This is a genomic window from Sphingomonas phyllosphaerae (assembly GCA_036946405.1).
Lineage (GTDB): Bacteria > Pseudomonadota > Alphaproteobacteria > Sphingomonadales > Sphingomonadaceae > Sphingomonas > Sphingomonas phyllosphaerae_D.
This window is the reverse complement of the sequence record JAQIJC010000001.1, coordinates 2,894,663-2,908,273: the sequence shown is the minus strand read 5'-3', so window position 1 is coordinate 2,908,273 and position 13,611 is coordinate 2,894,663. Positions and strand designations below refer to the sequence as shown.

The 13,611-nt window shown below is 68.9% G+C and carries 8 protein-coding genes and 1 pseudogene; 2 read left to right on the top strand and 7 right to left on the bottom strand.

From position 1 onward, the window contains the following. Positions 1 to 143: 143 nt before the first annotated feature. Positions 144 to 1,728: pseudogene (locus PGN12_13715) on the top strand (ATP-binding cassette domain-containing protein). Next, positions 1,725 to 3,323 carry an ATP-binding cassette domain-containing protein gene (locus PGN12_13710; protein ID MEH3104948.1) on the top strand — a complete coding sequence of 533 codons (1,599 nt, stop codon included), beginning with the start codon at positions 1,725 to 1,727 and terminating at the stop codon, positions 3,321 to 3,323. The pseudogene PGN12_13715 and the gene PGN12_13710 overlap by 4 nt, the downstream one beginning before the upstream one ends. Positions 3,324 to 3,782: 459 nt before the next feature. Here PGN12_13710 and cobA read toward each other — a convergent pair whose 3' ends face one another. The 7 genes from cobA to PGN12_13675 all read right to left on the bottom strand — a co-directional run bounded on the left by cobA (position 3,783) and on the right by PGN12_13675 (position 13,576). After that, positions 3,783 to 4,577 (bottom strand): uroporphyrinogen-III C-methyltransferase, encoded by a 795-nt coding sequence (cobA, locus tag PGN12_13705; GenBank protein ID MEH3104947.1) that lies wholly within the window; start codon positions 4,575 to 4,577, stop codon positions 3,783 to 3,785. After that, positions 4,561 to 7,158: a molybdopterin-dependent oxidoreductase gene (locus tag PGN12_13700; protein ID MEH3104946.1), complete on the bottom strand. Its 2,598-nt coding sequence runs from the start codon at positions 7,156 to 7,158 to the stop codon at positions 4,561 to 4,563. Before PGN12_13700 ends, cobA begins: the two co-directional genes overlap by 17 nt. Position 7,159: 1 nt before the next feature. Next, a complete protein-coding gene (nirD, locus tag PGN12_13695) occupies positions 7,160 to 7,492 on the bottom strand; it encodes a nitrite reductase small subunit NirD (protein ID MEH3104945.1) in 333 nt (110 codons plus the stop codon). A gap of 11 nt (positions 7,493 to 7,503) precedes the next feature. Continuing rightward, a complete protein-coding gene (nirB, locus tag PGN12_13690) occupies positions 7,504 to 10,035 on the bottom strand; it encodes a nitrite reductase large subunit NirB (protein ID MEH3104944.1) in 2,532 nt (843 codons plus the stop codon). Between the two features lie 297 nt (positions 10,036 to 10,332). Further along, on the bottom strand, positions 10,333 to 11,571 hold the full coding sequence (locus PGN12_13685) for a NarK/NasA family nitrate transporter (GenBank protein MEH3104943.1): 1,239 nt from the start codon (positions 11,569 to 11,571) through the stop codon (positions 10,333 to 10,335). A gap of 206 nt (positions 11,572 to 11,777) precedes the next feature. Continuing rightward, positions 11,778 to 12,998 carry a CmpA/NrtA family ABC transporter substrate-binding protein gene (locus PGN12_13680; GenBank protein ID MEH3104942.1) on the bottom strand — a complete coding sequence of 407 codons (1,221 nt, stop codon included), beginning with the start codon at positions 12,996 to 12,998 and terminating at the stop codon, positions 11,778 to 11,780. Beyond that, positions 12,995 to 13,576 (bottom strand): ANTAR domain-containing protein, encoded by a 582-nt coding sequence (locus PGN12_13675; GenBank protein ID MEH3104941.1) that lies wholly within the window; start codon positions 13,574 to 13,576, stop codon positions 12,995 to 12,997. The genes PGN12_13680 and PGN12_13675 overlap by 4 nt, the downstream gene beginning before the upstream one ends. Between the last annotated feature and the right edge of the window lie 35 nt (positions 13,577 to 13,611).

The following is a 13,611-nucleotide window of genomic DNA, read 5'->3' as shown; positions in this document are numbered from 1 at the left end:
GGAGCCGCTCCCCGGCCCCTTGCCAATCGACTGGCTAGGCTTGGCACGCCATGCGGACGTTGACCGCGGTCAAAGACAGTCGGTGCGGTCGGGGCGACCGTCGGGGCATGACGACGATCGCTCATGCCCCACCGACGGCCGGGATGCGCAGCCGCTGGTTGCGGGAGGCCGCCGGGCGGTGCGATGGCGCGGCGGGGCTGTTGCTCCTCGATACGCTGGCGGCGGTCGGCTTTGCGCTGGGTGTCGCGGGCGGCGTGACAGCGGTGACAGAGCAGGGAGCCGTGGTGCCCTGGGCAGCGCTGATGCTCGCCACGGGAGCGTTGCGCGGGGTGTTCGCGACCCTGGCCCTGCGGCGGGGGGCCGTGAGTGCGGGGTTGGTCAAAGGGGCGCAGCGGCGTCGCGCGATCGTTGCCACGCTGCGTCGAAAGCCCGGTGGGCCGATCGACAGCGGCCTGCTCGCCAGCCAGGCGGTCGATGCGGTCGAGGCACTGGACGGTTACGTTGCGCGATTCCTCCCCGCGCGCCGGGCTGCCGCCGCAGGGCCGATGCTGGCCCTTGCCGCAACGGCCTGTGCCAGCTGGGTGGCGGCGCTCATCCTTGCGGCCACCCTGCTGCCGTTCGTGGCCGCGATGATACTGGCGGGTGGCGCAGCGACGGACGAGGCGCGGCGGCAGTTTCTTGCGCTACATCGTCTGTCGGCGCGTTTCGCCGACCGGGTGCGCAGCTTGCCGGTCGTGCTCGCCTTTCGCGCCGAGACACGCGAAACCGAGGCGATCGGTAGCGCGGCGCAGGAACTGGCCGACAGAACCATGCGCGTCCTGCGGGTGGCCTTCCTGTCCTCCGCCGCGCTCGAGTTCTTCGCCGCCCTGTCGGTCGCGCTGGTCGCAGTCTATTGCGGCTTCGCGTTGCTCGGCCTGCTGCCCTTTGCCGCGCCCGAGAGGCTGACCCTCGCCCAAGCCTTTTTCGTGCTGGCGCTTGCGCCCGACTTCTACGCGCCGATGCGCCGCCTATCATGACAAGCAGGCGGCGGAGACGGCGGCCGACACCCTGATGCCGCTGGCCGAACCGGTGCGGACGCCATCGGTTCGGCTGACTGCCCCCTTGGTCCTGCACGATGTGGCCATCCATTATCCGGCGAGCGACGCGCCTGCCGTCTCGCACCTTTCGCTGCGGGTTGAAACGGGCGAGACGGTGGCGCTGCTTGGCAACTCGGGCAGCGGCAAGACCAGCGTCCTGCACCTGCTGCTCGGGCTCGCGCCGCTGTCGGCAGGCACGATGGACGCGGGCGGTGTCTCGCTGAGCTCGCTGGCAGGGCAGGCGGGTTGGGTGGGCCAGCATCCGATGCTGATCGCGGGCACGATCCGCGACAATCTGACGCTCGTCCAACCCGGGGCAGATGAGTTGGCGATCCAGCGCGTAGTCGCGGCGGCGGGTTTGGGGCCGATGCTCGCGGGGCGATCGGGGGGCCTCGACGCCCCGCTCGATGCGCGGGGCAGCGGGCGGTCGGGTGGCGAGCGGTGTCGGATCGCGCTGGCGCGTGCCCTGCTCGTCCCCGCACCCTTCCTCCTGCTCGACGAACCGACCGCGCATCTGGATGCCGCCGCCGAAGCCGCGCTCATCGCAACCATCGCGCGCGCCGCGCAAGGGCGCACGACGCTGATCGCCACCCATAGTCCCGCGCTGGCCGCCATCGCGACGCGCGTCGTTCCCCAGGGTGATATGGCATGACACTCCACCGGTTGATCGCCATCGAACGTTGGCGGGAACGCCGCCGCTTACGGCAGGCGGGGCTTTGCGCCGCCCTGGTCGCGATCGCCTCGGTGCTGTTGCTCGCCCTGTCGGGTTGGTTCCTGACGGCCGCCGCATTGGCGGGAAGCGCAGGCGTCGGGGCAGCGCAGGCGTTCAACTATATGCTGCCCTCCGCCGCGATCCGGTTCCTGGCGATCATGCGGACTGGGGGGCGCTATGGCGAGCGACTGGCGAGCCATGGCGCGGCCTTCGGCGCGCTCGCCCGGCTGCGGCCTGCGCTCTATCGCGCGCTCACCGTCGCGCCTCCCGGGGTAGCATTGGCGCTCGGCCGCGGTGAGGCGACGGCACGGCTGATCGGAGATGTCGATGCGGTGGAATGGCGCTTCGTCCGCCTCTCGGCACCGTGGGGCGCCGTGGCGGCGCTGGCGTCGGGCGCGACGCTGACGCTGCTTGGCGGATGGCTGGCCATGGTTGCGACGCTGGCCTGTGTAGGCGGCGCGCTCGGTCTTGCGCGAGGTTGGGCGCACCGCTTGGAAGAGCCCGGACGGGCCGTGCAGCAGGCGATGGGGACGTTGCGCGAGGAAGTGGCGACGATCGGCACGGCGGCGGCGGAACTCCGATGTTTCGCGCTCGAGGATTGGGCAATCGCCCGGATCGCGGCGGCGAGCGACCGGCTGGCCGAGGCGCAGGTGCGGCAGGCCAAGGTGGTGGCGCGGTTCGAGGCGCTCCATGCGATCAGCGTCGCAGTGGCGGCAGTAGCGGCGCTGATCCTCTCAGCGAGCGCTGGCGCGCCGATCGCGGCGCTGGCGGCCCTCGCGGCGGCGATGACGGCCGATGCAATGGCGCCGATCTCGCGCGCGATGACCGAGCGTGGCCGGCTGCGTGAGGCGGAGGCGCGGTTGGAAACCCTGTTCGACTCGGCGAAAGGCCGCCCGGCCGCGGCTGGGGCATGCGATGCGACCCTTATGATCGACGGTGCCTCTTTCGCCACGGATAGTCGGATCGCTCTGACGGGGCCTTCGGGCTGCGGCAAGACAAGGATGGTCGAGGGATTGCTGGGCCTCCGTGCGCTGTCACCCGGCCGGATCATGATAGGAGGGAGCGATGCCGCCCTCGTCGCGCCCGCCACCTTACGCGCCACCTTTGCCTGGGCTCTGCAGGACGCGGCGCTGATGGGTGGCACGGTGCGTGACAATCTACGGCTGGCCGATGAGCATGTGAGCGAGGACCGCTTGTGGCGGGCGTTGCGGGACGCCGCGCTCGACGATGTGGTACGCGCCTTGCCCCAAGGGCTCGACACCTGGCTGGGCGAGGATGGGGCGCGATTGTCGGGGGGCGAGCGGCGGCGGCTCTCCCTGGCACGCGCCTATCTGTCTGATGCGCTCTGGCTGCTGCTCGACGAACCCGGCGAGGGGCTGGATGCGGCGGTCGTAGCGGAAGTTGCACGGCGAATGGATGCACGGCTGAAGCGCACCGGGCAGGGGATGATCCTGGTCAGCCACCGGCCGGTGCTCTCGGCCCTGTGCGATCGCCACTGGGCGGCCGATGCCGAAACTCGTCGCTTCGCGGGCTAACCCGCGAGCCCGGGCAAGACGACCCGTTCAAGCAGGCGCGTGCTCCATTCTTCGATTAGGATCAGGATCTATCGACAATCGATGGCTTGAATTAGCGATTTGCCTATCGCAAGATTGCTCGGGGGTATCGAAGATGCCGTAAGATTATCACAACAACAGCCACCACCAGTTACGGCAGTACCTCGGCGGCTGCGTCGCCGCATGCGATTTTGCCCGTAGGCTAAAGATTCTCAAAGGGCTCGCACCTGCGAGGTCATGTGCAAGGCTTGGCAAAACGATCCGGACCGATTCACGTCGAACCCACACGATCAGGTGCCGGGATCGAACACCTAGAACAGAAAAACTCTCGGCAGGACGGTCAAGCAGCACATGGCGGTATAGGCATAGAAGCGTTTCCAGCCACAAGCTGGTCGATGCACGAGCCTTGTATATGTTCTTATCATCGCCGGACCTTTTATCCTAAGCCGTTTCGTACGGGCTGGCTGCGATTGACGCTGCCCCGATATCGGTCGAGCCGCCGGATCGTACCGCTTCGCCGATCAGCAGCAGCGTCGGATCGTCGTCGCTGATCGTCTGGACCAGGAAGGCCAGCGCCGACAGCCGGCCGCGAATGCAGCGCTCGTGGGGCAATGAGGCGTTGACGACGATCAGCACAGGGGTCGACGGGTCACGCCCCGCTTCCATCAGCCGCGTCGCGACCTCGCCCGCGGCGGCCCGGCCCATGTAGACGGCAAGCGTGCCGCCCGCGCGCGCCAGCGCCGGCCAGTTCAGGTCGATCGGCTCGCCGTTGCGGGCATGGGCGGTGACGAAGGTCAGCGACCGTGCGAGGCCGCGCAGCGTCAGCGACACGCCGCTCGACGCAGCGGCGGCACTGGCGGCGGTGATGCCGGGGCAGATGTGCACGGGAATGCCATGCGCCGACAGGTGCGCGGCTTCCTCGGCGGAACGGCCGAAGATCGACGGGTCGCCGCCCTTCAGCCGTACCACGCGCCGCCCCGCTTGCGCGGCGGCGAGGATCAGGTCGTTGATCGTCTCCTGCGCCTTGGAATGGCGGCCCGATCTCTTGCCGACCGACAGGCATTCCGTATCGGGAGAGGCGAGTGCGAGCACGCGGGCGCCGACCAGTGCGTCGTAGAAGATGACGTCGGCGGCGCGGATCAGCCGCTCGGCCTTGCGGGTCAGCAGATCGGGATCGCCGGGGCCGGCGCCGACAAGCCACACCGTGCCGGGAGCGATTTCAATGGACGGCGGCATCGGCGATCTCCTGATGGTCGGTGACGAGGCGCGCGAGCGCCGGGCGGCACGAGCCGCAATTGGTGCCGGCGCCCAACGCCTTGCCGATCGCGGCGACATCGGTGAGGCGCTGTTCGACGATGGCGGCGACGATGGTCTTCATGCCGATATCGAAGCAGGCGCAGACGATCGGGCCACGATCGACAACCGCGCCGGGCGCGCGGCCGGCGAGCACGGTCGGTCCGGTGGCTTCGCCCAGCTGCTGGATCAACCAATCGCGCGGTGGCAGCGATCCGTCGCGTGCAAGGAACAGGCAGGCGGCGAGGCGCCCCTGTTCCAGCACCGCGGCGCGCCAGGTGCCGCGCGCCCGGTCATTGGCCTCGACCCGCTGGCCGGCTGGCAGCAACGCCTGCAACGCGGCGGGGTCGCCGTTGCCGGCCAGCTCGATCATCCATCCGGCCGGCACCGCAACGCGCGTCGCCCAGACGACATCGGGCAGCGGCGGCGGCGCGCTGGTGCGCAGGATGGCGAAGGCGCGCCACTCGGTCGTGACGGCGGTGATGGCCGCGCGGGTCGCCTTGAAGCCGGGTTGCCCCGAATGCGGGTCGACGAGCGGGCGGGATAAAAAGCCGGTGCGACCGCCCGTCGCGACTTGATCGGTCCAGTGGATCGGGACGAACAGCTCACCCACGCGCTGCCCCTCGCTCAGCGCGACACGGTAGAGGCTGCTGCCTTGCGGGGTCGCGACGCGGGCCAGCCCGCCGTCGCCGAGGCCGAGCGCGGCGGCGTCGGTCGGGTGGACCTCGACCAGCGGCTCCTCGCGGTGGCGCGCCAGTTTGGGGCTCAACCCGGTGCGGGTCATCGTATGCCACTGGTCGCGATAGCGGCCGGTGTTGAGCGTCATCGGCCATTGCTTCAGCGGGGCCGCGATCGGGGCCGGCTGCGGCGTGACGAGGCGCGCACGGCCAGACGGGGTAGGATAACGACCGTCGGCGAATGGCGTGCCGCCCCAGCGGAACGGCGGCATCGCGTCATAGGCGGCGTTGCTCGTGCCGGCCTGTCCCGGCAGCGCGAACAGCCGCTCGCCGCCATTCTGATACAGCGACAGGCGGGCATGTTCGCGCCAGATATCGGCGGGGCGGTCGTAAGCGAAGTGCGACGCCCACCCCATGCGGCGCGCGACCTGGCTGACGATCCACCAATCGGGCTTCGCGTCGCCGGGCAGCGGCAGCACCGCGCGCTGGCGGCTGATCGTGCGATCGGAATTGGTGACGGTGCCGTCCTTCTCGCCCCAGCCGGCGGCGGGGAGGCGGACATGCGCGTGTTCGCTGGTGTCGGTCCGCGTGACCACGTCGGAGACGACGACGAACGGGCACGCTGCCAGCGCCTCGCGCACGCGCGTCGCGTCTGGCATCGAAACGGCCGGGTTGGTCGCCATAATCCACAGCGCCTTGATCCGCCCCTCGTCGACGGCGCGGAACAGGTCGACCGCCTTCAGCCCCGGCTTGGTCGCCATGGACGGCGCGGCCCAAAAGCGGCCGACGCGCGCGACATTGTCAGGGGCGAAATCCATATGCGCGGCCAGCGTCGTGGCGAGCCCGCCGACCTCGCGCCCGCCCATCGCATTGGGCTGACCGGTGATCGAGAACGGCGCGGCGCCCGGCTTGCCGATGCGCCCGGTCGCGAGATGGACGTTGAGGATCGCATTGACCTGATCGGTGCCGCGCGGCGACTGGTTGATGCCTTGGCTGAACAGGGTGACGGTGCGCGGCGTCGCGGCGAACAGATCGAAGAAGCGGTTGAGGTCGGCGGGCGGCACGTCGCAGGCGCGGGCGGTCGACCATAGATCGCCATCGCGCGCGATCGCGTCCCAGAAGCCGTCGGGCACGTCGAGTTGCGCATCGTCGGTCAGGCCGGCGCGGCGGCAGTGCGCGAGCAGCCCGTTCATCAGCGCCACGTCGCTGCCGGGGCGGATCGCGAGGTGCAGGTCGGCGCCCTCCGCGGTTTCGGTGCGGCGCGGGTCGATCACCACCAGTCGGGTGCCGCGCGCCTCGCGCGCCGCCATGATCCGCTGATAGACGATCGGGTGGCACCAGGCGGTGTTCGACCCGACCAGCACGATCAAGTCGGCCGCGTCGAGATCGTCGTAGGTGGCGGGGACCACGTCCTCGCCAAACGCGCGGAGGTGGCCGGCGACCGCGCTCGACATGCACAGCCGCGAATTGGTGTCGATGTTGGCCGAGCCGATGAAGCCCTTCATCAGCTTGTTGGCGACGTAATAATCCTCGGTCAGCAACTGGCCGGAGACGTAGAAGGCGACGCTGTTCGGCCCGTGCCGCGCGATCGTCTCGCGAAAGCGGCGCGCGACGAGATCGAGCGCCTTGTCCCAGCTCGCCGCCTTGTCGCCGATCATCGGGGTCAGCAGCCGCCCCTCCAGCCCGATCGTCTCGCCCAGATGGGTGCCCTTGGAACACAGCCGGCCGCGATTGGCGGGGTGATCGGGATCGCCCTGGATCGCGACCGATCGCTCGCCGGTCCGCGTCGCGAGGATGCCGCAGCCGACCCCGCAATAGGCGCAGGTGGTGCGGACCGGCGCCGACATCTCAGGCGGCGTCCGCGAGCGGGAGCGGGTGGGCGAGCAGGATACGCTCGCCATCGCGCCGCACCGTCAGCGTCGGGGTGCAGCCATGGTCGTCGCCCTGTGCCCGGCCGCTCGCCAGCGCGATCCGCCAATTGTGGAGCGGGCACGCCACCGCATGGCCGTGGACGATGCCCTGGCTGAGCGGTCCGCCCTTGTGCGGGCAGCGATCGACCAGCGCGAAAACGTGATCGTCGACGGTGCGGAAGACGGCGATCGGCGTGCCGTCCAGCGTCAGCGTGCGTGCGCCCTGCACGGGGATGTCGGCCAGCGTGCCGATGTCGAGCCAGTCCTGCATGATCGTCTCCGTCATTGCGCCGCGACCAGCAGCGGCTGGTGCAGATGCGCATCCTCGCCCGTGACGCGCTTCTCCCACGGATCGTCCTGCATGAAGCGCTGCGAGGAGCGGAAGCGCGCGGCGAGCGTCGGGATCGCTTCGGGATCGTCGAGCAGGCTGGATTTGATATGGTCCGTGCCGACGCGTTCGATCCACGGGGCGGTGCGTTCCAGATAGCGCGCTTGCTCGCGGTACAGCTGGACGAAGGCGGCGCAGACCTCCATCGCCTCTTCCTCGGTCGCGACCTTGCAGAGCAGGTCGGTGGCGCGGACCTTGATCCCGCCATTGCCGCCGACGTGAAGTTCGTAGCCGGAGTCGACGCAGACGATGCCGAAGTCCTTGATCGTCGCCTCCGCGCAATTGCGCGGGCAGCCCGATACCGCGATCTTGAACTTGTGCGGCATCCACGATCCCCAGGTCATCCGCTCGATCTTGACACCCAGGCCGGTCGAATCCTGTGTGCCGAAGCGGCACCATTCCGATCCGACGCAGGTCTTCACGGTGCGCAGCGACTTGCCATAGGCGTGGCCGGAGACCATCCCGGCGGCATTGAGGTCGGCCCAGACCGCGGGCAGATCCTCCTTCCTGATCCCGAAGATGTCGAGCCGCTGCCCACCGGTCACCTTCACCATCGGCGCGTTGAACTTCTCCACCACGTCGGCGATCGCGCGCAATTCGCGGGGGGACGTCAGGCCGCCCCACATGCGCGGCACGACCGAATAGGTGCCGTCCTTCTGGATGTTGGCGTGCATTCGCTCGTTGACGAAGCGGCTCTGCTGGTCGTCCTTGTAATCACCGGGCAGCGCGCAGAGCAGGTAATAATTGAGCGCCGGGCGGCAGGAGGAACAGCCGTCGGGGGTCGACCAATGCAGCTTCTGCATCACCTCCGGGATCGAGCGCATGGCCTGCGCAACGATTTCGCGGCGGACGTCGTCGTGGCCGAAGCTGGTGCATTTGCACATCGTCTTGACGGTGCGCTCGCCGCCGTAATCCTCGCCCAGCGTGATCGACAGCAATTGTTCGACCAGACCGGTGCAGGAGCCGCACGAGGCGGACGCCTTGCAGGTCGATCGCACCGCGTCGAGGCTGGTCGCGCCGTCGACGATCGATTGGCACACCTTGCCCTTGGTCACGCCGTTGCAGCCGCAGATCTCGGCATCGTCCGAGAGCGCCGCAACGGCCGCCTTAGGGTCCGCCTGCCCACCCCCGGAGGCAAAGGCTTGGCCGAAGATCAGCACGTCGCGGATGGCGGAGACGTCCTCGCCCTTCTTCAGCAGGTCGAAATACCAGCTGCCGTCTGCGGTATCGCCGTACAGCACCGCGCCGACGATCCGGTCGTCGCGGACCACGACGCGCTTGTAGATGCCGCGGCTGGCGTCGCGCAGCACGATGTCCTCCGCGCCGTCGCCACCCGCGAAATCGCCGGCCGAGAAGACGTCGATCCCGGACACCTTCAGCTTGGTCGAGGTGACCGAACCGCGATAGCCGCTATGCCGGTCGACCAGGCCGTTGGCGAGGCTGCGGCACATGTCCCACAACGGAGCGACCAGCCCATAGACCTGACCATCATGTTCGACGCATTCGCCGACCGCGAGCACGTCGGGGTCAGACGTGACCATATGGTCGTCGACCTTGATGCCGCGGCCAACCTCCAGCCCGGCGGTGCGAGCGAGCGCCGTGGCCGGGCGGATGCCGACCGCCATCACGACAAGGCTGGCGGGGATCAGCGTGCCATCGGCCAGCCGCACGCCCTCGACCCGCCAATCGCCGACGATCTCGGCGGTGTTCGCCTCGGTCAGGATCACCTGTCCGCGCGCCTCGAGCGCGGTCTTGAGCAGCCAGCCCGCCGATTCGTCCAGCTGCCGCTCCATCAGCGTCTTGGCGAGGTGGATCACCGTCACCTTCATGCCGCGCAACGACAGGCCGTGCGCCGCCTCCAGCCCGAGCAGCCCGCCGCCGATCACCACCGCAGCGCCGCCCCCCTTGGCACGACCGGCCTCGGCGGCGGCGAGCATCTGATCGACGTCGTTCATGTCGCGGAAGGTGATGACGCCGGGCAGATCCTTGCCCGGCACCGGGATGATGAACGGGTCGGACCCGGTGGCGAGCAGCAGCTTGTCATAGCCGACGCTGCGCCCCGACCGCGCCGTCACCGTCTTCGCCGCGCGGTCGATCGTTTCGACCGGATCGCCCGCGATCAGCTCGATGCCGTGGTCGGCGTACCAGTCGTGGCCGTTGATGACGATCTCGTCGAACGTCTTCTCGCCCGCCAGCACCGGGGAGAGCATGATGCGATTGTAGTTCACATGCGGCTCGGCGCCGAAGATCGTGACGCGGTAGCGCCCGGCGTCGCGCGCGATCAGTTCCTCGATCGCGCGGCAGCCAGCCATGCCGTTGCCGACGACCACCAGATGCTGGCGATCGGGGAGGGTGGGGCCGTCATCGAACGCGGAGGGCTCCAGCGCCTCCTCGAAATCGACCTTTGCGAAGCCTTCGAAATCCATGGGTCAATGCTCCGGAAACGAAAAAGGCCGCCATGCGGACGCTGGTGAACCCAGCGCCTGCATGGCGGCCTTGCCATCATCGTGAGCGGTAGCGGACGGGCCGCTGACCGAGCGATGCGCCGCCCGCATCCAGCATTGGAGCGGCCAGCCTGTGATCGACGGGCTTCGTCGCCCGATCGAGTGAGAAGATGCCGTGATTCGCTGCGGCCTGCAAGAGGCTTTTCGCAAGCGCAGCATCGTTACGGCGTGCAAGCGAAGACGGGCGGCGGCGTTGTCGCACGCCGCCCATCGATGCGATCAGATCCGGACGCCCGCGGCGGCGCCCCATGTCCGCCGCCACCTCGCCTTGACCAGCGTGAGCCCGGCGAGTGCGACCAGGGCCAGCGCGGCGAAGATCAGGAAGCCGGGCGCGAAGCTGCCCGTCCATTGCTTGGCGAGGCCAAGCGATGAAGCGAGATAAAAGCCGCCGACGCCGCCGGCCATGCCGACCAGCCCGGTCATCACGCCGATCTCCGCGGCGAAGCGCTGCGGCACGAGCTGGAAGACCGAACCATTGCCGGTGCCCAGTGCCAGCATCGCGACGACGAAGAACAGCAGCGCCACCGGCAGCGTCGGCGCGATGCTGACGCCGGCCAGTGCCAGCGCCGCGACGACGAACACACCGGTCAACGCCTTGACCCCGCCGATCGCGTCGGCGAGCGCGCCGCCCATCGGGCGCACCAGCGAGCCTGCGAAGACGCAGCCGGCGGTGCAATAACCTGCGGTGACCGTCGTTAGCCCGAAGCGTTCGGTGAAATAGATCGGCAGGCTTGCCGCGAGCCCGACGAAGCCGCCGAAGGTGACGGCGTAGAAGCCCATCAACCACCACGAATCGGCTTGCCGCAACGGCTGGAGATATTCGGTCAGGCTTTTCGGTGCCGGTCGCCCCGGCGCATCCTTCGCCATTACGAGATAGGCGATCAGGACGAGGAAGAGCGGCACGCAGGCGAGCCCGAGCACCGCATTCCAGCCGAACAGCTTGGCCAGTGTCGGCGCGAACAGCGCAGCGAGCACCGTGCCCGAATTGCCCATGCCGGCCAAGCCCATCGCCTTGCCCTGATGCTCGGGCGGATACCAGCGGCTGGCGAGCGGCAGCGCGATCGCGAAGCTAGCCCCGGCGAAGCCGAGGATCACGCCCAGCGCCACCGTTCCGCCGAAGCTGTTCACGCCCAGCGCCCAGGCGGACAGCAGCCCGGCGATGACGATGATCTGGCTGATCGCACCCGCCCGCTTCGGCCCGATCCTGTCAACCAGCAGGCCGTTGACGACGCGCAGTATCGCGCCCGCGAGCGTCGGGGTGGCGACCATGAACCCCTTCTGCGCCGGGGTCAGCGCCAGCGTCTTAGCGATGTCGGGCGCCAGCGGCCCGAGCAGCACCCACACCATGAAGGCGAGGTCGAAATACAGGAAGGCGGCGATCAGCGTCGGCGTGTGCCCGCTCGCCCAGAAGCCGGTGGCGGGCTTGGCGGGATCGTCTTCCCAATATGCGGTGGCCATCGGAAAACTCCATCGGAAAAGGGTTTGTCCTTGCACGGCAAACGCCACCGGCCGCCTCTCCCGTTCGGGAAGGCGGTCAGCGGCTTTGCTGGCGAAATCGATGGGGGTGCCCACCCGCGCTGGCGCGGCATCCCGGCTGAACCCGCTGCGTCGCGGGTCAAGGCCGAAAGCTGACCGAAACCGCGTTTCTTCGCAAGCGCAAAATGTCAGCCGTGGTCGCTACCGATGCGATAGCTGCGCAAATAGCCGGCGACGTCGGCCGGATCGAACACCGCCCCGTCGAAGAAGCGATCCGGACCGAGCGTCAGCGCGCCGCGATGCGCGCCGACCGGCATCGGCTGCGTCACCGCACCTTCCAGCTTCAGGCTGGCGCCCGGCATCGGTTCGCCCATGTCGACCAGCGCGCGGCGATAGATGTCGGAACGGAACACCTCGGCGGCCTGTCGCTCGTGATCCGGCGTGGCGGCGACCATCTTCCAGCGGACCAGTTGCGAATAGATCCACAGCGCCTGGCTTCGCCACGGAAAGCCCGCCGCCTCGCGGTGGAACAGCAGCGCGTCGGGTACATCAATCGCGCTCTGATCGGCGCGCAGCGTCAGCCGACCCGACAGCGCGGGCAGCAGCGCCGCGGCCGGCTGCCCGACATACTCGTCGCGGGCGAGCAGTTCGGCCAGCTCCTCGCGGTTCGAGGGATCGTCGCACCAGCCGGCCGCGGCGGTGAGCGCCTGAAGCAGCCGGTCGACGGTGTCGGCATTCGCCTCCATCCAGTCGCGGCGCATCGCCAGCACCTTTTCAACCCCGCGCTGCCAGATGCACGGGCCGAGCGCCACCGCTTCGGCAAGGCCGTCGGCGATCGCGATGCTGCCATAGGGTTCGCCCGCGATGAAGCCGTCGATCTCCCCGGTGCGCAGCGCCTCCGCCATCAGCGACGGGGGCAGCACGCGCAGTGTCACGTCGCGATCCGCGTCGATCCCGGCATAGCCAAGCCAGTAGCGCAGCATCAGCGCATGGCTGGAGAAACGATGGACCACGCCGATCACCGGCTTGCGATGGTACAGCCCGATCGCGGCGGCGAAATCGTGCGCGCTGCCGATCGGATCGGCGGTGCGCCGGATCACGTCGGGGTCGAGCGCGGCGGCGAAGCCGCTGGCCATCACCAGCATGTTGCCGTTGATGTTGAGCTTGAACGGCGCGGCGATCGGCGCGGGATGCTGACTGAGCCCCAGCGTCACCGCGATCGCAAGCGGCGCCAGCATGTGCGCGGCCTGCACCTGCCCGAACACCAACCGATCACGCACCGTCGCCCATGATGTGGTGCGCACCAGGGTCAAATCGATCCCGCGTTCGGCGGCGAAACCCTTTTCGCGCGCGCTGACCAGCACCGCGCTGTCGGTCAACGGCAGGAAGGCGATCGCCAGCGGGGTCAAGCGTCACCCCCCAGCAGCCCGGCGGCGGTGATCAGCGCCTCGGCCACGTCGACGATCCGCCGGTTCTGGTTCATCGCGGTCGAGCGTAGCAGCGCATAGGCATCGGGCTCCGTCAGATTGCGGCTGGTCATCAGGATGCTTTTCGCCTTGTCGATGGTCTTGCGGTCGGCGAGCGCGGTGGTCGCCTCGTCGAGCGCCGCCTGCATCCGCGCGAAGGCGTTGAAGCGGCGGATGGCCAGATCGATGATCGGTTTGACCCGCTCCTTGCGCAGCCCGTCGACAACATAGGCCGACACGCCGGCATCGATCGCCGCGCCGATCATCGTCTCGTCCGACCGGTCGACGAACATTGCGATCGGCCGGGCGAGCGCGCGGCTGACGACCAGCATTTCCTCGAGCGTGTCGCGGCTGGGATCGCCCAGGTCCATCAGTACGATGTCCGGGGCCATGCGTTCCAGACGCGCGACGAAGGCACCACGCGGCGGCACGACATGGATGTCGTCATAGCCCGCCTCGCGCAGCCCCTCTTCGAGCACGGTCGCGCGAAGGCCGGTATCGTCGATGATTACGATGCGCAGGATGTTCTCGAAGCCTCCCTGCACCTTTTTTGATT